The organism is Clostridium saccharobutylicum DSM 13864 (genome assembly GCF_000473995.1).
Classification (GTDB): domain Bacteria; phylum Bacillota; class Clostridia; order Clostridiales; family Clostridiaceae; genus Clostridium; species Clostridium saccharobutylicum.
This window is the reverse complement of the sequence record NC_022571.1, coordinates 4,204,207-4,230,515: the sequence shown is the minus strand read 5'-3', so window position 1 is coordinate 4,230,515 and position 26,309 is coordinate 4,204,207. Positions and strand designations below refer to the sequence as shown.

Annotated in this window: 21 protein-coding genes and 1 pseudogene; 20 read left to right on the top strand and 2 right to left on the bottom strand. The window is 27.8% G+C overall.

Annotated features, from left to right (window positions below; translation table 11 throughout):
• Positions 1–25: 25 nt before the first annotated feature.
• On the top strand, positions 26–1,138 hold the full coding sequence (locus CLSA_RS18415) for an amidase domain-containing protein (protein ID WP_022748812.1): 1,113 nt from the start codon (positions 26–28) through the stop codon (positions 1,136–1,138).
• Between the two features lie 50 nt (positions 1,139–1,188).
• Here the strand turns inward: CLSA_RS18415 and CLSA_RS22680 are convergent, their stop codons facing one another.
• The gene (locus tag CLSA_RS22680) at positions 1,189–2,928 is read right to left on the bottom strand and encodes a methyl-accepting chemotaxis protein (protein WP_022748809.1); all 1,740 of its coding nucleotides are present in this window, start codon (positions 2,926–2,928) and stop codon (positions 1,189–1,191) included.
• A gap of 84 nt (positions 2,929–3,012) precedes the next feature.
• Between CLSA_RS22680 and CLSA_RS23220 the strand changes: the two genes are divergently transcribed.
• The 15 genes and pseudogenes from CLSA_RS23220 to CLSA_RS18340 all read left to right on the top strand — a co-directional run bounded on the left by CLSA_RS23220 (position 3,013) and on the right by CLSA_RS18340 (position 21,545).
• On the top strand, positions 3,013–3,213 hold the full coding sequence (locus CLSA_RS23220; protein WP_022748806.1) for a hypothetical protein: 201 nt from the start codon (positions 3,013–3,015) through the stop codon (positions 3,211–3,213).
• Between the two features lie 760 nt (positions 3,214–3,973).
• On the top strand, positions 3,974–5,383 hold the full coding sequence (locus tag CLSA_RS18405; protein ID WP_041716356.1) for an ethanolamine ammonia-lyase reactivating factor EutA: 1,410 nt from the start codon (positions 3,974–3,976) through the stop codon (positions 5,381–5,383).
• Between the two features lie 178 nt (positions 5,384–5,561).
• Positions 5,562–6,887: an ethanolamine permease gene (gene eat, locus CLSA_RS18400; protein WP_022748800.1), complete on the top strand. Its 1,326-nt coding sequence runs from the start codon at positions 5,562–5,564 to the stop codon at positions 6,885–6,887.
• Between the two features lie 14 nt (positions 6,888–6,901).
• Complete coding sequence (locus CLSA_RS18395; RefSeq protein ID WP_022748797.1) at positions 6,902–8,269, top strand: ethanolamine ammonia-lyase subunit EutB; 1,368 nt, start codon at positions 6,902–6,904, stop codon at positions 8,267–8,269.
• Positions 8,270–8,272: 3 nt separating this feature from the next.
• Positions 8,273–9,043, top strand: a complete 771-nt coding sequence (eutC, locus tag CLSA_RS18390; RefSeq protein ID WP_022748794.1) for an ethanolamine ammonia-lyase subunit EutC — start codon at positions 8,273–8,275, stop codon at positions 9,041–9,043.
• A 717-nt stretch (positions 9,044–9,760) separates the two neighbouring features.
• On the top strand, positions 9,761–10,489 hold the full coding sequence (locus tag CLSA_RS18385; protein WP_022748791.1) for a TerC family protein: 729 nt from the start codon (positions 9,761–9,763) through the stop codon (positions 10,487–10,489).
• Between the two features lie 559 nt (positions 10,490–11,048).
• Entirely contained in the window at positions 11,049–11,642 is a 594-nt protein-coding gene (locus tag CLSA_RS18380; RefSeq protein ID WP_022748788.1) for a CDP-alcohol phosphatidyltransferase family protein, read from the top strand.
• Between the two features lie 162 nt (positions 11,643–11,804).
• On the top strand, positions 11,805–13,070 hold the full coding sequence (locus CLSA_RS18375) for a ferredoxin reductase family protein (RefSeq protein ID WP_022748785.1): 1,266 nt from the start codon (positions 11,805–11,807) through the stop codon (positions 13,068–13,070).
• 160 nt (positions 13,071–13,230) lie between these two features.
• Complete coding sequence (locus CLSA_RS18370) at positions 13,231–14,199, top strand: glycosyltransferase family 2 protein (protein WP_022748782.1); 969 nt, start codon at positions 13,231–13,233, stop codon at positions 14,197–14,199.
• 302 nt (positions 14,200–14,501) lie between these two features.
• Positions 14,502–15,177, top strand: a pseudogene (locus CLSA_RS18365) (response regulator).
• Positions 15,174–16,658 carry a sensor histidine kinase gene (locus tag CLSA_RS18360; RefSeq protein ID WP_022748779.1) on the top strand — a complete coding sequence of 495 codons (1,485 nt, stop codon included), beginning with the start codon at positions 15,174–15,176 and terminating at the stop codon, positions 16,656–16,658. Before CLSA_RS18365 ends, CLSA_RS18360 begins: the two are co-directional and overlap by 4 nt.
• Before the next feature lie 140 nt (positions 16,659–16,798).
• The gene (locus tag CLSA_RS18355; protein ID WP_022748776.1) at positions 16,799–17,566 is read left to right on the top strand and encodes a polysaccharide deacetylase family protein; all 768 of its coding nucleotides are present in this window, start codon (positions 16,799–16,801) and stop codon (positions 17,564–17,566) included.
• A 140-nt stretch (positions 17,567–17,706) separates the two neighbouring features.
• Positions 17,707–18,048: a zinc ribbon domain-containing protein YjdM gene (locus CLSA_RS18350; RefSeq protein WP_022748772.1), complete on the top strand. Its 342-nt coding sequence runs from the start codon at positions 17,707–17,709 to the stop codon at positions 18,046–18,048.
• Between the two features lie 301 nt (positions 18,049–18,349).
• The gene (locus CLSA_RS18345; RefSeq protein ID WP_022748770.1) at positions 18,350–20,485 is read left to right on the top strand and encodes an SPFH domain-containing protein; all 2,136 of its coding nucleotides are present in this window, start codon (positions 18,350–18,352) and stop codon (positions 20,483–20,485) included.
• Positions 20,486–20,927: 442 nt separating this feature from the next.
• On the top strand, positions 20,928–21,545 hold the full coding sequence (locus CLSA_RS18340) for an esterase/lipase family protein (RefSeq protein WP_022748767.1): 618 nt from the start codon (positions 20,928–20,930) through the stop codon (positions 21,543–21,545).
• 132 nt (positions 21,546–21,677) lie between these two features.
• Here the strand turns inward: CLSA_RS18340 and CLSA_RS18335 are convergent, their stop codons facing one another.
• Complete coding sequence (locus CLSA_RS18335) at positions 21,678–22,364, bottom strand: DUF975 family protein (RefSeq protein WP_022748765.1); 687 nt, start codon at positions 22,362–22,364, stop codon at positions 21,678–21,680.
• A 751-nt stretch (positions 22,365–23,115) separates the two neighbouring features.
• Between CLSA_RS18335 and CLSA_RS18330 the strand changes: the two genes are divergently transcribed.
• From CLSA_RS18330 to CLSA_RS18315, 4 genes are all read left to right on the top strand, one after another.
• Positions 23,116–23,892, top strand: coding sequence for an HD domain-containing protein (locus CLSA_RS18330; RefSeq protein ID WP_022748764.1), 777 nt, complete (start codon positions 23,116–23,118; stop codon positions 23,890–23,892).
• 110 nt (positions 23,893–24,002) lie between these two features.
• Positions 24,003–24,731, top strand: coding sequence for a hypothetical protein (locus tag CLSA_RS18325; protein WP_022748763.1), 729 nt, complete (start codon positions 24,003–24,005; stop codon positions 24,729–24,731).
• Positions 24,732–24,886: 155 nt separating this feature from the next.
• Complete coding sequence (locus CLSA_RS18320; RefSeq protein WP_022748762.1) at positions 24,887–25,093, top strand: alpha/beta-type small acid-soluble spore protein; 207 nt, start codon at positions 24,887–24,889, stop codon at positions 25,091–25,093.
• Positions 25,094–25,494: 401 nt separating this feature from the next.
• Entirely contained in the window at positions 25,495–26,256 is a 762-nt protein-coding gene (locus tag CLSA_RS18315) for a YdcF family protein (protein WP_022748761.1), read from the top strand.
• The last annotated feature ends 53 nt before the right edge of the window (positions 26,257–26,309 follow it).

The following is a 26,309-nucleotide window of genomic DNA, read 5'->3' as shown; positions in this document are numbered from 1 at the left end:
AATAAATTAGAAAGGGGTATTAAATATGCAGCTCTCTAAACTTAAGAGGAATTCAATAATATTTATCAATGTCATTATATTTACTTTAGTGTATTCATTAGTTGGGGGTATTTCAGAAGAAAAAGTTCTAGCAGATGTTAATAGTGATAATGAAATAGTAAGTTTTTTAGAAAATATATTTACAATAAGAAATAAAGCAATATTAAGTCAGGATTTAGAATCATTAGAATCTATATATGCAACTGATACCAAATTTGGTCAATGGGCTTATGAGTATGAGCAAAGAAAGGTAAAATACATAAATAATTGGGCAGAGAAACAAGGTGTTAATTTTACAGATATAATACCTAAATTAGTAATTAGAAAATCTAAAGTTAGAGATGATAAGGGGTATTTCAATATATTATGTAATACAGAATATAAATATGTTTACAAGGATCAGCCAGACAAAGTTAACAGTTCAAGAATTGGAACATATCATTCACTGCAATTAACTAAGAAGGATGGAGAATGGATAATAACTAAGGAATGGTATACAGATCCTTTTGCAGATTCTTTAAGTTTAGAAGATATTAAAGCAGATGCTATTAAAGAATATATAAATTCTGAGCAGCCGAGAGATCTTTCTAATATTAGTGATAGAAGAAAAAAAGCATTGGAATATGCGGAAAAATATTGTGGAGCAGCAACATGTGAAGAATATGGATATAAATATAATAAACAATATAGAAACTTTAATCCACAGGGAGGCGACTGTGCAAACTTTGCTTCTCAAATATTACATGAAGGAGGGCAATTCAAAAAAAATTCTACATGGAATTACTCTAAGGGAAGTGCATCAGGACCTTGGGTTAATGCAGATAAATTTACGTATTACATGCTAAATAGTGGAAGAGCTTCAGTTATTGCACATGGCAACTATGAAAAGGTGTATAAAGCTTCTTACAAGTTACTTCCAGGAGATTTTGTTGCTTATGAGAAGAAAGGTGATATAACTCATATATCTGTAGTTACTGGAGCTGATTCAAAAGGATATTCTCTAGTAACGTGCCATAATACAGATAGAAATAATGTTCCTTGGGATTTGGGGTGGAGTGATAAAAAAATAAAATTTTGGATAATTAGAGTAAACTATTAATTATAAGAATGCCTTAAAGAGTAAGCGATACTATTTAAGGCATTAATTATTTATATTTTAAATTTATCTATTGCTTGTTTCAGATTACTTGATAATTCTGCAAGGACATTCATAGATGATGCTACTTCTTGAATTGAAACTGTTTGTTCTTGAATTGAAGAAGCAATTTCTTCTGTACCTGTCGCATTTTCTTCTATTATATATGCAATATTTTTAATAGAATTTTCTACTGATATTGCATTTTGATTAATTTCTTTTGTTTCAGCAGAAACTTCTTTTATTTTGTTTGTAACTTCAAAAACAGATTTTTGTATAAGTTTAAAGGAATCATCAGTAAGTTTAAGTGAATCTGCTTGTGCATCTATTGAATCATTTGTAGTTGCAACTTCAATAACTGCATTTTCAATATCATTTTGTACCTCTGAGATAAGATTACTTATTTTTTGTGTAGATTCTTTTGATAATTCAGCCAGATTTTTAATTTCATTAGCAACTACCGTAAATCCTCTACCAGCTTCACCAGCTCTAGAGGCTTCTATCGAAGCATTTAATGATAATAAATTTATTTGTTCTGTAATTCCATTTATAGCTTCTACAACTTTTCCAATTTCATTTGATTTTTTTGATAGCGCAGAAATTGCTTCGTTAACATTCTGAGATGAATTTTTTGTATTAGACATTCTATCAATTTGATGTTTTAAAATATCAGTACCATTAGCAACAGTATCCATTGCTTTACTTGCTAATTTATTTATATAAACTGTATTTTCGGTTATACGATTTACGCCATTAACAACATCTTTAACAGAACCATTACTTTTTTTAACTAATTCAGTTTGTTTAGAAGCACTTTCTGCCAGATTATTAATAGTAGATGCAATTTCATCAGATATTTTTCCAACTTGATCAGATGTTTCCGTTATATCGTGGGAAGAAGATACAACTGTATCACTTGAATCTTTAGCGTCAGAAATTAAATTCCTAATTTTATATATAAATCTATTGAATTTTTCAGTAAGCTCACCTAATTCATCTTTCTTATGTAATTCCCCATTAATTGTTAGGTCTCCATTTTCAGCTTTTTCTAACAATGTTTTAAATTGATCTATAAATTGTGTAATACCCTTATATGTATTTATAATCAAATAAGTAAACAAAATAATCAAAATCATACCAAGAATTGCAATGCAAATTAAATTTTTATTAAAGTTATTAGAATCGATATTAGATTGTTCTAACATATTATCTGTTTCTGACTTTGCTTTATCTTGTATTTGTTTTACCAATAAGTCCATGTCATCAGTAGGTTTTCTATCAATTCCTGTAACTAGTTTATCTACTATACGATAACTTTCTGTGTTATTTGGATCAAAATTTTTAATTGCAACATTATACTTGTTATATAATTCTTTGTGTGCGCTTAATAATACATCAACTGATGAAGTATCAATATTTTGTTGTGTCATATCTTCTTTAAGCTTTAATAGTTGTTTTTCAACATTATCATTTTCTTGCGAAAATTGAGAAGAATATTTTTTTAAGGATTCAGAATCATAACCTCTTAAAAGCATGTCTTTCCATTCTTGTACTTGTTTTTTAAAATCCACTTGAGCTTGTCTTGCTTCGTCAACGATTTTAATATATTGAGTAGTTACCTGTAATCTGTTTTTATATTTTTCGTTAAAGCTTTTAAATTGGATCCATGAAAAGCTACATATACCTAGTATAAATATTATGACAAATATTATTAATAAATATAGTTTAGTGCCTATTCCTTTATTAGTCTTCATTTTAAAGTATTTCCCCCTATACCAATATTTATTTTATTATTGATATATATAATATCATAATATATTAACTGTATTGTAAAAATTATGTTATATTTACGTTATATTTGTATTTTTTATGAAAATAGTAATTATATTTTATATAGCTATAATAATAAAAACAAATTTAGAAATTTAGTAGGATTTTGTATATATTCTACTAAAGAAGAAGTTATAATTTCAGCACAAGAAGTAGATGTAATTAATGATGAACTTAGGAAATATGCGAATAACCTCAAGGAAACATAAGATAAACTAAAGAAACCAATAATAAATTTGATCTTTAAATTTTCATATATTGACAGTGAATGATAAAAGAAGTATAATCCTAATATAGTTTAGACAAGGGCGTTTAAAGAAGATAATTCTTTAAACGCTTTTTTTATTATTTAGGAAATTTTAATGCAGTTAAATCTGTGGGTAACTTTGGGAAGCGTTATAAATACGAGGCTAGTAAAGCTAAGGCACATGAAAGAAAATAACAAGTCCAAAATGTCATGATTATTTTGCATCAGGCAAGGAAGTGGATTTGTCTCATAGCGGGCTATTAGAGGAATCCGCTAACGCAGCATGATGCAAAATAGGCTTGGCAGATGGACTTATTATTTTTTTGAATGTGTCTAAGTTAAATATGAGTAAAATGTTAACACAGAAAAACATACCTGCGAAGTGGATTTTCTTGTTTGTATAAATAGGATGCAGTATGAAATATGCGATGAATAAAAAATAGAGAAAATTAATGACAATGGCGTCAAATAATAAATTTGCCCCATTGTCTTTTTTTATGCACATGAAAGAAAATAACAATTCGAAAGCTGGCATGAATATTTTTCATCAGGCAAGGAGGCAAAGTGCTATCATAATGGGCTTATTATGAGATTTTGCTGACGCAGGATGATGGAAGATATACACATTAAAGATGAGCAGCTATGATGCATATAAAAGCATTTCTGGCAGATGGACTTGTCATTTTTAATATCCCTTATATCTAGAAAAGAGGTGATTTGATATTTTAAAAAGTGAAATATATAGCATAGGAGTTGATATTGGGACATCAACAACTGAGGTTATAATAAGCAAACTAAAAATTAAGAATGTTTTAAGTTCTTCATTAATTAGAGAAACTGTAATTGAAGACAAAGAAATAGTATATAAAAGTCCTATAGTGTTTACACCCCTTCTGGATGAAATTACCATAGACTTTGCAAAGATTAAAGATATTGTTTCGGAAGCTATTGAATTAAGCAAAGTAGAAATAAATCACATATCCACAGGTGCAGTAATAATAACTGGAGAAACTGCCAGAAAGGAAAATGCTAATGAAGTATCTAGAAATCTTTCAGAGTATTTAGGGGACTTTGTTGTAGCAACAGCTGGACCTAAGCTTGAATCTCTACTTGCTGGATTTGGTTCTGGAGCGGCAGATATGTCAAAGAAGCTCAATAGAAGAATAATAAATCTTGATATTGGAGGAGGAACAACTAATGTATCTATCTTCAACTGTGGTGAATGTGAACAAACTTTTGCGTTGGATATTGGAGGAAGACTTATAAAGTTTAATCAAGAAGGAAAAGTTATTTACATTTCTAAAAGAATTGAATTTCTTATAAAAGATATGAACATAGATATTCAGATTGGTAAAAGGATTGAAATAAAAAATTTAAAGGTATTATGTGAAAAATTAGCAGAGAGTTTATTAGAGGTTTGTTGTTTAAAGAATTTATGTGAAGATACAAAAAAGTTATTTATAAGTGAAGAATTTGAAAAATTTGAAGTAGATTATATAAGTTTTTCAGGGGGAATTGGAGAGTATATAGGTCAATATAATAAAGAAATTGAGTTTAATGATGTATTTAAGCATGGGGATATTGGACCAATCTTAGGTGCATGCATAAGCAATGTATTTAAGAATTATAAAGATAGTTTATTATCGTCAAAGGAAAAAATAAGGGCAACTGTAATAGGTGCGGGTAATCATTCTCTAACAATAAGTGGCAGTACAATAGCTTTTGACAAATCTATATTACCAATTAAAAATATTCCTATAATAAAGCCTTTTAACAAAGAAGAAAATTTAGAAGATATATATTTCCTGGGAAAGAAAAAGTGTGAGATGTATGAAGATACTTGCGTTGCAATTTCTCTTGTCGGTCCTAAAAGTCCTAGCTATGGAGAAATAAAAGTTATTGCAAGTGAAATAATAAGGTTATTTGAAGAAATTAAAGGACCTATAATTGTAATTTTAGAAAATGATTTTGCAAAAGCATTAGGACAAGTAATTTCCTTAAGTTTAAAAGAAAAAAGAGAAGTTATATGTATAGACAAAATATCTACAAAGAATGGAGATTATATTGATATAGGATTGCCAATAGGTAATGCTATACCAGTGGTCATAAAAACTTTGATATATAACAGTTAATAAATTAAAAATAAATAATGAATAATAAAGAATTAAAAATTAGGAATAAGTAATGAAAAATTAATAATTAAGCATAAAATCTCTTTAAGGATTTTTAAAAAATATATTTTAAAGAAATTTTAATATTAATTATAAATTCTTAATTTTCAATTTTAAATTAAATTTATGGGGTGGAATAATGAATAATGAATTAAAAAAGACATTAAAACCAGTACAACTTTGGGCAATAATTGTTGGAATGGTTATATCAGGAATGTACTGTGGATGGAATTATGCTTTAGAGCTTACAAGTCCAGTTGGATTTATTATAGCAATATTAGTGGTTACACTTTTTTATACTACATTTATGTTTAGTTATGCAGAACTTTCAACTGCAATTCCTCATGCAGGAGGACCTTCTGAATATGCTTCAAGAGCACTTGGAAAATTTGGAGGATTTATTGCAGGTTTTTCATGTTTGGTAGAGTTTCTATTTGCAACTCCAGCAATAGCATTGTCAATAGGTGCATACATTAATTTTTTGATACCATCAGTTCCAGCAGTAGTAGCAGCATTGGTCGCATATGCATTATTTGTTTTTGTAAATTGTTTAGGCATAGAAGCAGCTGCTAAAGTTGAACTTATTGTTACAATTGTTGCCATAGGAGGATTACTTTTATTTATCGGAGCAGGTGCACCACATATTCAATTAAACAATATCTTTGGAGGACAAGTTTTTAAAGGTGGACTTGGTGGAATATTTAGTGCTATACCTTTTGCAATTTGGTTTTATTTAGCCGTTGAGGGTGGAGCAATGTCAGCAGAGGAATGTCATGATCCTAAGAAAGATGTACCTAGAGGGTTTATATTAGGAATAGCAACTCTTGTTGTTTTATCTCTTGCAACATTTTTTGTAACAGCTGGAACTTCAGAGTCAAGTGTTTTAAGTGCAACAGATTCACCATTACCTACAGCTTTAGAAGGAATTTATGGAGCTGGTATATTATCAAATGCTATGAGTTTTATAGGGTTATTTGGACTTGTAGCAAGTTTACATGGAATAATAATAGGATACTCAAGACAAGCGTTTGCAATGTCTAGATCAGGTTATTTACCTAAGTTTTTATCTAAAGTTAATTCTAAAGGTGCTCCAGTATATGCCATAGTTATAATGAGTTTAATAGGAATGATATTTGTTTTAACAGGACAAACTGCTGTAATTATTGTTATATCATCATTTGGAGCTGTAGCTTTGTATATTATAAGTATGATTTCCTTATTTATTTTAAGAAGTAAGCAACCAAATCTTAATAGACCATTTAAGGTTGCGTATCCAATAGTTCCAGGCGTAGCACTTTTAGTAGCTTTAGTATTTTTAGTTGCAGTTACAATATCAAATCTTTCAACTGTATTTTGGGTAGTGGGAGCTTATGCAATAGCTGTAATTTATTATTTTGTATATTCTAAAATGCAAATATCAATTGTTAAAGAGTTTAGTAAAGGGATAAATAGTGAAATCAGCTAGAGGGAGTGACGTATATGATTTTAAAAACAACACTTTCTGGAAATGTTTATAATTTTTCAGATGTAAAAGAAGTATTAGCAAAGGCAAATGAAGAGAAATCAGGAGATAGACTTGCAGGAATTATAGCTAATTCAACTGCAGAAAGAGTTGCAGCAAAAGTAGTTCTTTCAGAGCTTACTATAGGAGATTTAAGAAATAATCCAGTTGTGGATTATGATAAGGATGAAGTTACTAGAGTAATTCAAGACGGAGTAAATGAAGAAATATATAATAAAATTAAATCTATGACTATTGGTGAGTTTAGAGAATTTCTTTTATCATCAAGTGGGGAAGAAATTAAGGAAATAAGGGATGGATTAACTTCAGAAGTTATAGCAGGAGTAACTAAACTTATGAGTAATATGGATCTCATATGTGCAGCAAAAAAAATAACTAATATAGCAACTTGCAACACAACTATTGGAATGCCAGGTACACTTTCAGCAAGGCTTCAGCCAAATCATCCTACAGATAGTATTGATGGAATAATGGCATCTGTTATGGAAGGTATAAGTTATGGAGTTGGAGATGCAGTAATTGGTCTTAATCCAGCTGTAGATACAATTGATAGTGTTTCTAACATATTAAAGAGTTTTAAGGATTTTATGAACAAATTTAAAATACCAACTCAAAATTGTGTTTTAGCGCATGTAACAACTCAAATGGAAGCAATAAAAAAAGGTGCACCTATAGATTTGATGTTCCAAAGTATAGCAGGATCAGAAATTTCTAATAGAGGATTTGGCATAGATGTAAAATTACTTGATGAAGCGTATTCCATAATGAAAGAATTGAAATCATCAAAAGGTGATAATTTTATGTACTTTGAAACTGGACAAGGATCAGAATTATCTTCAGAGGGACATAATGGTGCAGATCAACTTACAATGGAAGCTAGATGTTATGGACTTGCTAAGAAGTACAATCCATTTTTGGTTAATACAGTTGTAGGGTTTATAGGACCAGAATATCTTTATGATGGGGCACAAGTTATAAGAGCAGGACTTGAAGATCACTTTATGGGTAAGTTAACAGGATTATCTATGGGTGTTGATGTTTGTTATACAAATCATATGAAAGCAGACCAAAATGATTTAGAAAATTTAGCAGTATTACTTGCTCAATCCAACTGTAATTACTTCATGGGTGTTCCAGGTGGTGATGATGTAATGTTAATGTATCAGTCCACAAGTTATCATGACATTGCAGCTTTAAGAGAAGTAACTAATAAAAGACCAATTAAAGAATTTGAAAATAGGCTTGAGGAACTTGGCATAATGAAAAACGGAATATTGACGGACAGAGCAGGAGACCCATCAATATTTTTGAGCATGGGGGTGTAATTTATGGAACAAGATATTTTAAGAGATATATCAACCATTGATTTAAGCAATAAGGTCTCAGTGGATAATCCAGTAGATTACAAAGGCTGTATGGTTTTGAAAAAATCTACTTCAGCAAGAATTTGTACAGGAAGAGCAGGTACAAGATGTAAAACTATAGATTACTTAAGATTTAGAGCAGATCATGCAGTTGCACAAGATGCAGTTTGGTCATATGTAGATGAAAAAGTAGTTGATGATTTAGGTTTTGTTAAAGTTCAGACTTTAGTAAAGGATAAAGAAGAATATATAACAAGACCAGACTTAGGTAGATGTTTTTCAGATAAAGTTATAAATAATATAAAACAAAATTGTGTAAATGACATAGATGTGCAAATTATAGCAGGGGATGGTTTAAGCTCACCAGCTATAACTTCAAATTTAAAAGAAATATACCCTATGATTGTAGAAGGGACAAAAGCTAAAGGATATAGCATTGGTACTCCTATCTTTATTAAATATGCTAGAGTTGCCACCATGGATAAAATTAGTGAAGCAATAAACGCAAAAGTTACTCTTATATTAATAGGAGAAAGACCAGGCCTTGCAACTGGAGAAAGTATGAGCTGTTATATAGCTTATGAAGCTAGCAGCAAAAAGCCAGAATCACAAAGAACAGTTATATCTAATATACACAAAAATGGAATGCCTCCAGTAGAAGCAGGAGCACAAATTGTGCATTTAATTGAAATATTAATGAAAGAAAAGAAAAGTGGAATAGATCTTAAACTTTAGATTTAAGTGGTAATTTACCGAAAGAAATGGTGCTCTATTGTTTCGGTTACTAGAGAAAATGATTGTGGATTTCTAACATCAAAAGTTCTTCCATTCCTGCATGTTCCTTAAACAAGTTAAGGACATGCAAAAATGAAAGAACGTTTAATGAAGAAATCCTACAATCATTTTCTCAATGTAACACTCAACAAAAAAGCACCATTTCTTTCTAGTTTTAGATACATTTAAAGACATAAGGCACGTGAGAATAAATAACAGGTCCAATTTGTCATGTATATTTTTCATCTAGCAAGGAGGCAAATTGGCCCCATAGTGGGTTGTTAGGTCAATTTGCCGATGCAGCATGATGGAAAATAGGCTAACAAATGGACTTGTTATTTATTTGAATGTGCTTAAATATAATTAGTAATTTATTTATCCATAAACGTGAAGATAAGCCAGTAAGTATGATAATATATGTTAAATATTATAAAATATAAAGCGATTTATTATTGGAATCTATTAATTTTTATCAGTTAATTGAACTATAATGGGTTAGCTTAACCTGAATACTTAGGGAGTTGTATATTAATAAACATATATGGTGAGTTATTACATGATTGGTTGTATTTAATGTGGATATTTTCATAACATATGATAAAATGATAGATATAAACATTCAGAAGTTATTATGAGATAAAGTAATAATTTAATAAACATTAAGGAGTAAAAATATACATGATACATAGTATAATAAATAATTATAGTCAATTTTTTTCGTTGTCAAGTTTTGAAGGGATATTCACGGCATCAGGTATATCAACTATATTACTATTGGTGCTACTGGAAGGATTGCTTTCAGCGGATAATGCTCTAGTATTGGCTATGATGGTTAAACATCTTCCAGAAAAACAACAAAAGAAAGCACTTATGTATGGAATTTGGGGAGCGTATATTTTTAGATTTTTAGTAATAGGTATAGGAACATATTTAATTAAATTCACTTGGATAAAGGCTATTGGTGCACTTTATTTACTTTACATGGCTTATAAAGGCCTATTTGGTGGTAGTGAAGAAGAAGAACCTGATATAAGTAAAGTTGTAAAAAAGGGATTATGGGCGACTGTAGCTAGCGTAGAATTAATGGATATTGTTTTTTCAATAGATAGTGTTACGGCAGCACTTGCAGTAAGTGATAAGATGTGGGTATTATTCCTTGGAGCAATATTTGGAATTCTGATGATGAGAGGTGTTGCTCAAATATTCGTAGTTTTGATAGAAAAGGTTCCAGAATTAGAGAAAACAGCTTATATACTTATTGCTTTAATAGGACTTAAACTAGGAGTAACTTTAGTAGGGATTGAGGTTCCAGATTTATTATTTTTCTCAGTATTAATAATAGTATTTTTAGGAACATTTGTAGTTAGTAAGTTTAATAAAAAAGAGAAAGTACAACCACATAATTAAGTTTAAGTGGAATGTTACATTATCTAATTAAGGCACAATCAAAAAAATAATAGACCAGTATGCTTACCTATTTTGTGTCATACTGCGTCAGTAAGTTTTGCCAATAGGCTTGCTATTACCAAAACTTACTTCCTTGTCTGACACCAAATATGCATCGCATCTTTGGTCTATTATTTTCTTTCATGTGCCTAAAATCTGTAGTAATAGCTTAATTTTTATCTTGTATAAAATATTTTTTAGTATATAATGATATTTTATTATAAATCTCAAACTTATTAGATTTGGGATTTATTTTTTTATATAAAAGTGCCAGATACTAATATAAAGCTTTAAAAAATGTTTAATATAGTTATTTGCGTATAGTAGTTGAGTTATAAACATGATATAATAATAATTATTTATTAATAATGTATATTTTTTGAATATAATTAATATTTAAAATAAATTTAAAACTATAAATTTAATAGTTAATTAGGTAATTTAAAATAACGAGTTAGTTAAATAATATAATAAAGATTTACTTTATTATGTGATAGATTTAAGGAAAGAGGATATTTATATGAAGAGTATAATTAAATTCATACCGAACATACTTACAATGTCTAGAATAGTAATGTCGTTTATATTTATATACACTATTTTGAGGGAATTTACATATGGACAAGACATGACATCTAATTTAATAATATTATTTTTATCTATTTGTGCTTCAGATCTATTGGATGGGAAGATTGCAAGGAAAACAAATTCAGTTTCGAAATTTGGAGCTAAACTTGATGTATTTGCTGATTTGTTGTATATAGTTATTTCATATATAACTTTAGTAAATATGAAAGTGTTACCTTTGTGGTTTTTAATGTTTATATGTTTCAAGTTTACTGAATTTGTAATGACATCGAGGTTCATGAAACGTAACAATGAATTTTCAGAAAATCCATTTGTTTTTGATAAAATAGGAAGAATTGTATCTGCTGTATTTTTTATTATTCCTGGAGTTGTTTGTGCTTACAAATGTTTTGAAATCGAGAATATACAAATTATAATAAATTGCCTTATTTATATGACATTCATTGCAGGATTATATTCATCATATTTAAGAATAAAAAGTTGCTTTATAATTTTAAATTTGAACAATACTAAGTATGTTGAGTAATCAGGCACATGAAAATAATAGATCAGTATTATAACATATTTTGAACTATGGGTTTATTATTTATTTTCGTGTGCATAATAAAAAGTTGAATTTATTGAAGTGGATTACAAAAGTTTATTAATGTCTTTTTTAATACACTTTGTTTGTGGAGGGGTGTTTGTAATGAAAAATAAATCTGGAAATATAATAATTTTATTCAGCATGATAATTACTTGGATATTATGGTTATTTACTAAATCAACAAGAGATATTTCTTCAATGAGTGGATATTCTCAATTGATTGCTTCATTTGCATTAGTAGCATTTGCATTAGTTAATTTTATTTCTACAAGACATAAAATTTTAGACTATTTGTTTGATGGATTAGATAAATCGTATATTTATCATAGATATTTAAGTATTTTAGCACTTATTTTAGTAGTTATTCACAATATAACAATAAGTATTGGAAAGCACATAGAAATTTCACAAGGTATAAGAATACCAAAAGATCCTTATGCAATGTATGGAGCATTCAGTATGTATTTGTTTATAATTCTTGTATCTGTTGCAATTTTAGGAAAGAAACTAAACTATGAAAGATGGAAAACAATTCATAAGTTCATGTTTATTCCATATGCATTTGGTATATATCATTATTATGGCAGTGCAACATATGCTGTTTTCGCTATAGAGCCTTTTAGTATATGGTTAAACATTATAAACCTTTTGGGAATAATATCTGTTGTATATAGTATATTTTTTTATGAGAAAACATCCTTTAAACATGTCTTTAAGGTAAAGAATTTGCAGAGAGTAGCAAATGGAACATTAGAGATTACAGGAAGTTCATTAAAGGAAGATGTTAAATTTAAACCAGGACAATTTGCTTTCTTGAAAATATTAGATAAGGAAAATAAGTTTAAATCACACCCATTTACAATAAGTCAAGCGCCTAAAAAAGGTGAGCTGCAGTTTACAATTAAAGCTTTAGGAGATGATACAAGAGTTTTATTTGATACACTAAAAGTTGGAGATAAGTTTGAAGTGTCAGGGCCACATGGAAAATTTGATTATAAAACAGGTACTAAAAATCAAATATGGATTGCAGGAGGAATAGGTGTAACACCATTTAGAAGTTTTTCAGAAGAGGGAATATCAAAAGATTTTTCAATTGATTTTTTCTATGCATATAATAATGTAGAAGAAGGAGCTTATGTAGATGAGTTGTTATCTTTGGCTAATGATAATTTAAGAGTACATTTATTTAATTCCAAAGAAAAAGGTTTTTTATCAGTACAAGAAATCTGTAAATATGTAAATACTCAAGAAAGTATTGATATTTATTTCTGTGGACCTAAACCAATGAGAGAAAGCCTTAGAAAGCAATTTGAAAATAGTAATCTTAATGTTAATAACTTTAATTATGAACATTTTCAATTTAAATAAGTTAAGCAAAAAAGAGGAAGTTTTATATTCTTCTTTTTTTATTGTAAAATTGTTGATAAGTTGTAATTTTGCTGTAACATAACTGTGACAATTTAAGATTAAGATTTATATATAGATTCAATCGAGGGAATTAATGCACATTTAATTAGAGGTGAGGAAAATGGATAATAGAGTGATTTATTCTGTTGTAGTACCTTTATATAATGAAGAACTTGTTGTGAATGCAAGTTATAGAAGATTAAAAAAAGTTATGGATACTACAAAAGAAAAATATGAAATTATATTTATAAATGATGGAAGCAAAGATAATACAAGAAAAATGGCAGAAGACATATGTAGTGCTGATGAAAATATAAAGCTTGTTAACTTTTCACGGAATTTTGGTCATCAAGCAGCAATAACTGCAGGTATGGATTTAGCATTAGGAGATGCGATAATTGTAATAGATGCGGATCTTCAAGATCCTCCAGAGGTTATGCTTACAATGATTGAAAAATGGAAAGAAGGTTATGAAGTCGTTTATGGGAAAAGAACTAAGAGAGAAGGAGAGACTTTCTTCAAGAAATTTACTGCTAAGATGTATTATAGATTTCTAAAAAGCATGACAAATGTTGATGTTCCAGTAGATACAGGAGATTTCAGACTTATAGATAGAAAAGTATGTGATGCATTAGTAGCACTTCCAGAAAAGAATAGGTATGTGAGAGGTCTTGTAAGTTGGGTTGGATATAAACAAACTTATGTGGAATTTGAAAGGCAAGAGCGATTTGCTGGAGAGACTAAATATCCTCTTAAAAAGATGATTAAATTAGCATGTGATGGTATAACATCTCTATCATATAAGCCACTTGTTGTAGCTGGATATTTAGGAGCTTTAGCTTTTTTAATAGGAATGGTTTCTATATTTATTAGTATTATAAAAGATATAATTTATAATACTGAATTTGTAAGTTTTATGATGGTAATAGAAATTAATTTGATGATGTTTGGTATAACTTTAGGTTGTATTGGTATATTGGGGCAATATATTGGGAGAATTTTTGATGAAAGTAAAGGAAGACCAATTTATATAATTGATAGTACGGTAAATTATGGAGCAAGTGAGAAGAAGTATAAAATTAGCAATTAGGGTTATAGAATTATGGGATGGTTACGTAAATTATTGATATTCAACTACGAGTAAGGAGTTAATTTCAATAGATCATTTAAAACTTAAAAAATGAGAGGATTTTTCTCTAGCAGTGGCACTAACAATTTTAACATTTATATATTTAAAGGATAAAAGATTTTTTATAATGGCAATAGGATTTAGCGTTATTTAAGAGTGTTTAAAAAGACACTCTTATTTTTTTGTATAATAAAATCTTTGTTACAAGGTTGTAACAAAGAAAGGTTATACTAAATATATTATCAGTTTTTCGGAGGGATAGTATGAAGGGAAAAAATATATTAGTAGTTGATGATGAACCTCTAATCAGAAAGCTTGTAACTGATTTTCTTAAAAAAGATGGATATAGTGTTGTTGAAGCAGAAGACGGAAAAAAAGCAATGGATTTGTTTTTTAGTGAAGAAAAGATAGATTTATTAATTCTTGATGTAATGCTGCCAGAATATGATGGTTTTACTGTGTGCAGAGAAATACGGAAAAAATCTAAAGTTCCGATTATAATGTTAACTGCAAGAGGTGATGAGTTTGATGAGATTTTTGGCTTAGACATTGGAGCAGATGAATATATCTCAAAACCATTTAGCTAATATATTGATTGCAAGAGTAAATGCTGTATTAAGAAGAACAATATCTACAAATGACAACATCAATGACTTTAATGGATTAAAAATAGATAATGATGCACATCAAGTAACTGTAGATGGAAAAATTGTTGATTTAAGTCCTAAAGAATATGAGTTGTTAACATATCTTTCTGAGAATTATGGTAAAGCATTAAGTAGAGAACAAATACTTGATAAAGTATGGGGATATGATTACTATGGTGATTTAAGAACAGTTGATACACATATAAATAGACTAAGAATAAAATTGGATTCAAAAAGTGAATATGTAAACACTGTACGTGGTTATGGATATAGATTTGAGGCAAAGAAATGAGTAAATCTATAAGATCAAATCTTTTTATATCCATAATAACTCTTTTAATATCATTTGTTTTAATTCTATGTATATTAAATAATTTATATTTACAGCAATATTATATAAATAAAAAGAAAAATATACTTATTGAAAATGCAAAAAACTTAACAAATATGTATACTGGAGATCCAGAAGACATACAAAATGAATTAGACATAATCGCAAATATAACTGGGAGTAACATTGATATTCGCGATAAGGATGGAAAAATAATATATAGATCATCTAGAAGATTCGCAAATGAAAAAAGTGTGATGGATAATAATAAATTTAAATCGTCACCAGAACAATCACAAATAAATAATAACATTAATGAGTATAAAGAAGGTGAGTACACTTTTGAAACTCGTACAGATGTTCAGTTAAAAATAGATTTTCTTACTCTTGTAACTAAATTAAGTAATGGAGATATATTAGCTATAAGAGTTCCTTTAGTTTCAATAGATGAGAGTGTTGCTATTGCAAACAGATTTATTATTATAACAGGAATTATAATTACAGTTTTAGGAGTTATATGGGCATATTTATTCTCAAGAAAATTTACAAAGCCTATATTAGAAGTAAATGATGTTGCTAGGAATATGGCTAAATTTGATTTTGATAAAAAGTGCAAAATAAAAAGAAAAGATGAAATTGGTCAACTTGGTCAAAGTATTAATTATTTATCTAGTGAACTTGATACTGCAATTACGGAATTAAATATTAAGAATGCGAAACAGGAGGAGGAGATTGAAAAGGAAAGAAAAATAGATGAGATGAGAAAAGAATTTATATCTAGTGTTTCTCATGAACTTAGAACTCCATTATCGGTTATACAAGGATATGCAGAAGGACTTGTTAGTAATGTTACCGAAAGTGATGAGGATAGAAAATTTTATTGCGATGTTATTATGAATGAAACAGATAAAATGAATAAATTAGTAAAAGATTTATTAAATCTATCTCAAATTGAAAGTGGATATTTTCATATAGAAAAAACGGAATTTAGTTTAACGTCATTGATAGAATATGTGCTCAATAAGTATAAATCAATCTTTGAAGAAAAAAATATTGAGATACGATTTGAACAAAAAGAAAGTTTAATTGTATCTGGAGATATGATAAGAATTGAACAGATACTTACCAATTATATTAATAATGCTATTAATCATGTAAATAGCAATAAAGTAATTAAAGTACATGAAGCAGAGAATAATAGAAAAGTAAAAATAAGTGTATTTAATACAGGAAAACACATTCCGAAAGAATCATTAGAAAAGATATGGAATAGTTTTTATAAAGTAGATAAGGCTAGGACAAGAGCTTATGGAGGATATGGTTTGGGTCTTTCTATAGTCAAAGCAATTCAAGAACTTCATAACAATTCTTATGGAGTACAAAATATTGAAGGTGGAGTAGAATTCTGGTTTGAAATTGATAAGGCACAATTAAAAAAATAATAGGAAAGCATATTGGTATATTATTTTTTGATTGCGCTTAAAGTGTAAATGTTCAAAGTTACCATAAATAAAAATTAATATAGTGAAGATAATAAAAAGTGTTAAAGATATTATTTGAATTATATTGGAGGATAAAAAAATTGAGAAATAGATCAAAGCTTTTTTTATTTTTTATAAACATATTTTTATTTATGTTTTTATTTGAACAAAGTGTAAGTAGCCTGTCTATACAAAATAATACAAAAAATATTAAATGTTTAAATGAAAATGAGCAAGTTAATAATAACTCAAAAGTAATTTATTTGACATTTGATGATGGTCCTAGTAATAAGATAACTAATAAAGTATTAGATATTTTGAAAGAAAATGATGTAAAAGCAACTTTCTTTTTAATTGGAAGTCAAATTGATGGTCAAGAGGACGTAGTAAAAAGAATCTACAATGAAGGAAATAGTATAGGACTTCATACTTTTAGTCATAAATTTAAGAAGATTTATTCTAATGAAGACAATTTTATAAATGAAATGATGGAGTGTCGTGACAAAATAAATAATGTAATTGGAATTTCGCCAGAGATAATTAGATTTCCTGGAGGTAGCAGAAAACATCTAAGTAAAGATTATTTGAATAGATTACATGATAATAATTTTAAAGTATACGATTGGAACGTGGAAACTTCTGATGGATTAAATCCTAAAATTCCACCATATAACATGTTTAGAAGAGCAGTAAAGGAGAGTAAGGACTTACCAAGAATCATATTACTTATGCATTGTGATTGTAGGCAGAAAAATACTTGTGAGGCTTTACCAGATATAATTAAATACTATAAATTACAGGGATATGAATTCAAAACTATTACTGAAGATACACCAGAATTATATTTCCCAATAAAAACGAAAAAGTAATGATATTTAAAATGAATATAATTAAATTTAATGCTGAATTAAAAGGATTTTCGTTAATAAAAAAGGGGAATTTGTCAATAACATAAGACTGTGGTAGTATATATGCGAAGTAATAATAAGCAAATGGAGGAAATGAATTAATGTTTAAATTACCAAATTGTCCAAAATGTAATTCAGAATTTACTTATGAGGATGGAAGTCTTTTTGTTTGTCCAGAATGTAATCATGAATGGAATGCAGAAATACAAAGTGAAAGTAACGAAGATACAAATGTTGTTAAAGATTCAAATGGAAATATATTAAATGATGGTGATACTGTAACAGTAATTAAAGATCTTAAGGTAAAAGGAAGTCCATCACCTATAAAAATGGGAACAAAAGTAAAAAATATTCGTTTAGTTGATGCCGATCATAATATTGATTGTAAAATTGATGGATTCGGAGCTATGCAATTAAAATCTGAATTTGTTAAAAAAATATAAATCTGACTTTAATAAAGATTTATAAGTAATAAAATAAAATTATTTATAGTATTGTTTATAAATAGTGTAAATAATAGTTTTAATTTTATTAGATATATATTTGAAATTTTTAAATATATATGATTTTAAAGGAAATAAGCATTGTTTAGATGTTTATTTCCTTTATTTTTTATATAAATCATATTAAAAACTAATTGATTGCTGTGTCGAAAAAGTGTTTAAATTGAAAGAATATTTATCTTTATTTTTGGTAATATAAAGCGTATTATATGGAATATAAAATTTGTGGGGGATGATTGTAATGTCAAAGTTTGAACAATTTGCAATACCTATTATTCTAATTATAGTTGGGTTAATAATCTTATATATATTAATATTTAAGATATTAGGGCTTAGAATAATTGGAACAAATGAAATTGGAGTTGTGGAGAAATGGTGGTCTCCAAAAGGAAATTTAAAAGATGGAAAGTTTATTGCACTTAATGGAGAAGCAGGATTTCAACCTAATGTTTTAAGAACAGGAATTCATTTTAAATCATGTTTAATATACAAAGTTGAAAAGTGTCCTCTAGTAACCATACCACAAGGACAGATAGGATATGTATTTGCTAGGGATGGAGAGCCTTTAAATGGAACTCAAACATTGGGGAAAGTTGTACCATGTGCTAACTTTCAAGATACTAGAGCATTTTTAGCTAATGGTGGTCAAAAGGGTCCTCAAAGATCTATTCTAAGAGAAGGAACTTATGCTTTTAACTTAAGTGCTTTTATTATTTTAACAGAAGCTACCGATTATTATATAAGTATTGGTAACAATTTAGAAGCACAGCAAATAAAAAGAATGTCTGAAGATTTAAGAGCACAAAATGGATTTAGACCAGTAGTTATCAGAGAAGGTACTAAAAATGCAGCAGGGGAGCATATTAAAGATCCGATGGGAATTGTAACTGTACAAGATGGACCTTCTTTATCGAATGGTGAAATAATAGCTCCAGTTGTTGGAGATGATCCATCAAATCCAGAAACATATCACAATAATTTTCAAAATCCTGAAGCATTTCTAAAAGCAGGAGGATATAGAGGAAAGCAATATCAAGTAATCAGCGATGGTACTTTCTTTATAAATCGTTTATTTGCAACTATAGATATTATTCCGAAAACAATAATTCCAGTTGGTTTTGCAGGAGTAGTAACCTCATTTGTAGGTAAAAAAGGTGTTGATATAACAGACATCAATTATACTCATGGAGAACTTGTTGAAGAAGGCTGCAAAGGTATATGGGCAAATCCTTTAAAACCAGGTAAATATGCATATAATCTTTCAGCAGGTATTTTAACACAAGTTCCTACAACTAACTTTATATTAAAATGGGTTCAAAATGAGGTCGGTGGACATAAATTTGATGAAAATTTAAAGGAAGTAACATTAATAACTAGGGATGCATTTGAACCAACATTACCACTTTCAGTTGTTGTTCATATCGATTATAAGAAAGCTCCTCTTGTTATTCAAAGATTTGGTGATATTAAGAGGTTGGTTGATCAAACTCTTGATCCAATGGTTTCATCATACTTTAAAAACATAGGTCAAACAATGACTTTAATAGAGTTAATTCAAAATCGTTCTGAAATCCAAAAACAATCTACTGAAGAAATGAAAGCAAAATTTCAAAATTATAATTTAGAGCTTGAAGAAGTTTTAATTGGAACACCTTCAGCAAATGGAGATAATAAAATTGAAGAAATATTAAAGCAATTAAGTGATAGACAATTAGCTAAGGAAAAGATTGAAACTTACAACAGTCAAATGAAGGCAAGTGAGAAGGAAAAAGAATTAAAAGAATTCCAAGCAAAAGCAGAACAACAATCAGATCTTACTAAATCAGAAACCAATATTAAGATTCAAGATAATATTGGTAGAGCAGAATTGCAAAAAGCTAAACAAGATGCGGAAAGACAAAAAACTCTTGCAGATGCAGAATCTTATAAGGTTAAGAGACTTGCCGAAGCAGAAGCAGAAATGAAAGCAAGACTGGGTATAGCACAAGCTATTGCTACAAAAGAACAAGTTAACGCTTATGGTGGACCACAATATCAAGTAATTCAAGATGTAATGACTAAATTTACTGATGCTATTAAAGAAGGAAAGATAAATATAGTACCTAACAATGTAGTGAGTATGGGGCAAACCGAAAATGGTGGAAATGTAAATGCTGTGGAAAGTTTACTTGCAGTTTTATTATCAGAAAAATTAGGCGTTGATTTTAAAATTAATACTGAAGAAAATGACTTTGTTAAAAAGATGAAAGAAGATATATATAAGAAAATGAATGAAGAAAAAATTGATGATAGTCTAAAATCAAAAGAAGATGAAGTAAAAGAAAAATCTGAACAAAGTATAAAGCCAAAAGAAGGACAAACTATAAAAGATAATTAAATAACTTAAAAAAACATATAAATTATTTTATTAAAGTACAAATTTTAATAAACTGGTGCAGATGAAAATATAATCTTGCACCAGTTTTTTTAGCTAAATTTATATAATTAATATTATTTTATTGAAGCTTTGAAAGCTTATATGAACTTAAAGATACAATATAGTATTTTTATAAATTTGATTTCCTTTTAATACCTATAAAATGCTGTTTTATTACATATATGTTGATTTTTCGTACAAATAATGATAATTAATATATTATAAAAACTTAAATATTACAAGTTTCATATGCTTTATTATATTGTAATTATAGTGTTGCAGCCATATAAAGTTTTTTAAAGAAAATCATTAATATACAATGAAAAAAGTTAAAAAATTAATGTGATTTATTTAAGTGTATGATAATGTAATAAAAGTGTATACGATTTTAAGGGGGATAATTATGAAAAATAAATTTTTAATTAAAAGGATGGTTTCTTGTCTTTTAGTACTTATGACTGTTTTTACTTTTGGTCTTTGTCAGGTAAAACCAGCATATGCAAAAACAGAACATAATCCAGTAGTGTTTGTACATGGACTTGGTGGTGCGAGCTATAATTTTGCTTTTATTGAGAACTATTTAAAAACACAAGGATGGTCACAAGATGAATTGTTTGCTGTTGATTTACCAGATAAAGTTTTAGATGTGGGCAATAATGCTATTAATTCTCGTGTTATTGACAATTATGTTAATGATGTTTTACAAAAGACTGGCAAAAGTAAAGTTGATATAGTAGCACACAGTATGGGTGGAGCTAATAGTTTATATTATATAACTAAACTAGGAGGAAACGCTAAAGTGGACAAGCTAGTTACACTTGGTGGAGCCAATGGATTGGTTACATCTGTAGCACCAGAAGGTGTAGACGTAACTTCAATTTATAGTTTGAATGATATGATTGTAAATAATTATTTATCTCATCTTCAAGGAGCCAATAATATAAGAATATATGGTGTTGGACACATTGGACTTCTAAATAATAGTAATGTAAATTCACTTATAGTTAAAGCACTTCAATAATCATAAATAATTAAGCACTAAATTACATATTTATAATATAAATCACATTTATGAAAATAATTGATTAACTTTAAAATATAATAAAGATTAAAATAGACTATTGAGAAATTCAATAGTCTATTTTGAGTAATTTTATGTAATACTATTATAAGAATTTTTAACTTTTATGTAAAAACAAGCGAAGGTTACGTTAATATAAGGTATAAGTATTAATAATCCTATAAATACTAGAAGTAAATACGTTAATCCTAAAGATATTGGAAATGGGAAGTATGCTAATAAAAATGCTGGAATTATCATTAATGCAAACCATCCAAGAAAGCTCAATGAAAGAATAAAACAGTCCTTTTTATGTCCTTTCATCATATTTACACTTTCTTTTAAACAATCAATAGCTGATTTACTGTTATCATCTACTAAAATATATAAGGCTTGTGAAAAAGCAAGTGAAACTATAATTCCAGGTGCTATTAATAAAAAAAGTCCTAAAATTATGCAAGGGGTCATTATAACATAAATTGTTAATGCTTTTATTGCGACTTTAAATCCTGAAAATATGTCGTCTAGAAATGGAGTTTTTCCATCAGTTACATAGTTTAAGGAAAACTTTAGTGTTCCAACAATTAGGAGAAATTGAATCGCTATCATAATTAAGTATTTAATTATTTTCACTGGTAAAGATCCATCAATAAAAAAATTAATTACATCTATAATAAATGGAAAGAAAAAAATTGCAATAAAAAATCCACCAATAGCTAATCCCCATCTTCCTTTTAATTCATCTCTAGCTTGCTTTTTTAATTCTGAATTACTAATCACTAAAATTTCCTCCTTAAAAGAATTTCATATATAGGGTTCCGCAATGAGAATAGAGTTTATGTGAATCCCAGCCGAAATTAGATACATATTTGTTTCATAGGACTATGAAACAAATATGTATCCAATTTCTCTGTTTGTGATATATTAAATTCTCAATGAGGAAGCCTATATTTAAGAATCTTAAAATTATATCATAAATAAAGTGTATATACAATTTGTGATTTGAAGATTTATAAATGATAGGATAAAAGTGAAAGGAACCATTTTGGACTTGTTATTTATTTTCATGTGCCTTAAGAAAAAAGTTCTATAGAAAATAAAAATAAACAAGAGTATACTAAAATTAATGTTATAAAATAACTGTAATATGAAAGATTATTTTTATATGTAATAACGTAAATGGATAATAAATATAATGATGTTTATAGATATCTAAATAAAGATTTAAACTTATGTAGTAGCGAACCGAAATAAGGGGAATTCTTTAGCTCGGTTGCTAGATAATTTAGCTGTGGATTTCTAACAGCAGAAGTTGTCTCATTCTTGCATGCTCCTTAAACAAGTTAATGACAAGCGAGAATAGAACAACTTCTGCTGAAGAAATCCTACAACTAAATTATCAACGCAACGCTACGCAAAAGAATTCCCCTTATTTCTAGTATGGAAATACATTCTAATTATAAGTTTAATTCTTAAATTGGATATCTATAGCAAGTTTTAAAGATATTAATATTAAAAGAAGGGGATTTAAATGGAAAGTTTATTGGTTAAAGAATATTATAATTGGTTCAATGTTTATGTAAAAAAGTTTTATGGAGAAGATAGTGTTATAAATCAAAATATTGAACTTAAGGAAAAACATACTTTAAAGGTTTCAAAGCATGCTGTAAATATAGCGAAATCTTTAAATTTAACAGAAGAACAAATTAATACTGCAGAAATAATAGGTTTATTTCATGATATAGGAAGATTTGAGCAGTTTAAAAAATACAAGACATTTAGGGATTACATCTCAGAGAATCATGCTACTCTTGGTATTAAAGTATTGGAAGAAAATAAAGTTTTAAAAAATTTAGATGATAGCAGGAAGAAAATTATTATTAAAGCTATAAGTCTTCATAATACAAAAGAGCTTCCAAGTAATTTAAATGAAGAAGAAGCATTGTTTTGTAAGTTGATTAGAGATGCTGATAAACTTGATATTTTTAGAGTAGTTATTGAATATGAAAGAGAACGAAAAAATAATCCAAATCCAGCAATTGATAATTTGTCTTTTACACCAGGATATAATAATGAATTGTTAGAAGATATATTTTTAAGTAGAAGAATTAGTAATAATGTATTAAAAAATTATAATGATAGAAAAATATATGAGTTAAGTTGGATATTAGATTTAAATTTCTCTTTTTCATTTAATTATATAAAAGAAAAAAGAGTATTGAAAACTCTAATTGATTGCTTACCTAAAAATGAAGAAATCAATAAACTTTATAAGTATCTAGAACAATATATAGATAAACAAATTTAAATTTTTTGTTTATAAATGATTTGTAAGAAAATACTGTCTTATAATTTAATTAAGTAGAGTTCTGTGGTATAATATGGAAAAGGATGGTGTTTTAGGAGGGAGAATTAACAATGTGGTTTTTTGGGAGAAAGAAAAAATTATCACAAGAAGATGAGAGAGAAAGTGAATTGAAGTTAACTAATGAACAAAATGGAATAAGGCTTTTAAATGATGATACTAAAGAAAAATTATTACAGCTTAAGAGCGAAGTCCAAAAGATAGAAGATTTTATTAACATTCGAATTTTTGCATTGGATGATTTAGAAAATAAACAGATAGGATATAGCATAGATTCAGATGGTAATTCTTTAGTTTCAGATGAACAGGGTTCATGGAAATCTGAGTGGATAGTAATAGGAAATGAAGTCTTATGTGGAGATCCGATTATCATTGATGCTACGAAATTTGGAGTTCCAGTATCATTGTTAACACATGGAATGGGTGATTGGACTGATGGAATAAATTTATCAGAGTCTTTAGATAAATTTACCAATGAAATTAAAAGTATAAATAATTTTATTTATAAAAAGGCTGAACAAAATATAGTTCCAAGGATCACATGTAGAGAGTTAGATAATTTAATAGAAAATATAATTAAAGATGATAAATATGGTGATGCAGATAATTGGAAATCCATGCTCAATCAAATTTATGAATCTACTAAAGAATATGAAGATAACATAACTAAGAAAGTAAAGAAAAGGTATGATGATGGTGTAAAAATAAAGGAAATTTCAGATGAATTAAATATGAATTCAAAAGATATATATAAATATCTAAGACGAAAAATTGGAGGCTGAAGCAACTTTTTTTCCTTATTATTATATTACTAGAGTTTCTTTTATTAATGTGTATTAATAACTAAGTCTACCAATGTTTTAATAGATTATTATTTATTATTATGGTTAATATAATAGTGTCCAATAAATTAATATATTAAGGGAGGTAGATACACATGACATCAAATAATAGTGGAAGAAACAGAACCTTAGTACCAGAAGCAAAGGAAGGATTAAACAGATTAAAAACTGAAGTTGCTTCAGAAGTTGGATTAACAAACTATGAAAACCTAGATAAGGGTAACCTTTCTTCAAGACAAAATGGTAGCGTTGGTGGAGAAATGGTAAAAAGAATGGTAGAAAGCTACGAAAAAGGAATCTAAAAGAATAAACAAAGTAAATGCACTAAGTTAATTCTTAGTGCATTTACTTTGCTGTTTATTAGACATAAATTATATAAGTTACGATAGATGTATACTATTGCTAATTATATAGGTTTAAATACTAAACACTTACTATAAAGTGTTTAATACAATTTACATAGTTAATAAAGAATTTTTATGTACAGGCTTTCTTGAGTATTACAATATTATTACATAATGTATAATATTTCAAAAATATCAACATTTATCGCTAATATATAGATATAATAAATTCATATAAGATATTAGGCACATTTAAAAAAATAATAAGCCCATTTGACATTATATTTTGGACTTGTTATTTATTTTTTTGTGATTAATTAAGTATATAATGAGAATTGATTTGTTAGGAGAGATGAATTTTGAAGAAATTTTGGGATCTTATATTGGGAGCATTGCTAATCTTATATGTAATAGCATTAAATATTATGAGTGGTTCAAGAATTGCGTTTAGTTTACCAGTTGTAATTTTAGGAATTGTATTGATTATATATCACTTTATTAAATATAAGATAAAAGAAAATAGTTTTTTAAACAAAGGATTGAAAATCATAAAAGTATTTTTATGCATTGGGCTGATATGCTTTTTATGTATAGAGGGGGTAATAATAAGTTATCCTAAGCACAATGAAAAGAAAGATGATTATTTTCTTGTATTAGGTGCAGGTCTTACTAATAGGACAATACCTAACTCAATACTTAAGGGGAGACTTGATGCAGCAATAGAATGTATAAAGAAAAATAATTCTGCATATATTGTTTTATCTGGTGGGCAAGGAGTAGATGAAGATTTACCAGAGTCTCATGCTATGAGTAAGTACTTAGAAGAAAGAGGTGTAGATAAAAATAAAATAATAATAGAGGATATGTATAGAGATACTAATCAGAATTTTAAGTATTCTAAAGAAAAAATAGAGAAGCATAGTCAAAAATCGTTAGATGAAGTCAACGTTAAGATAATAACAACAGATTTTCATGCTTTTAGGAGTAGCATTTTGGCTAAAAGAAATGGATATGTAAATTTTGATAATTATTCTAGCCCTACAATTTGGTACTTGATTCCAATAACATATACTAGAGAAGCTTTTGCAGTAATAAAAAGTGAATTGTTTGATAAGGCATAATCAAAAAATAACACGTCCATCTGTGCAAATAATATTTCTTAATTGTATTCAAT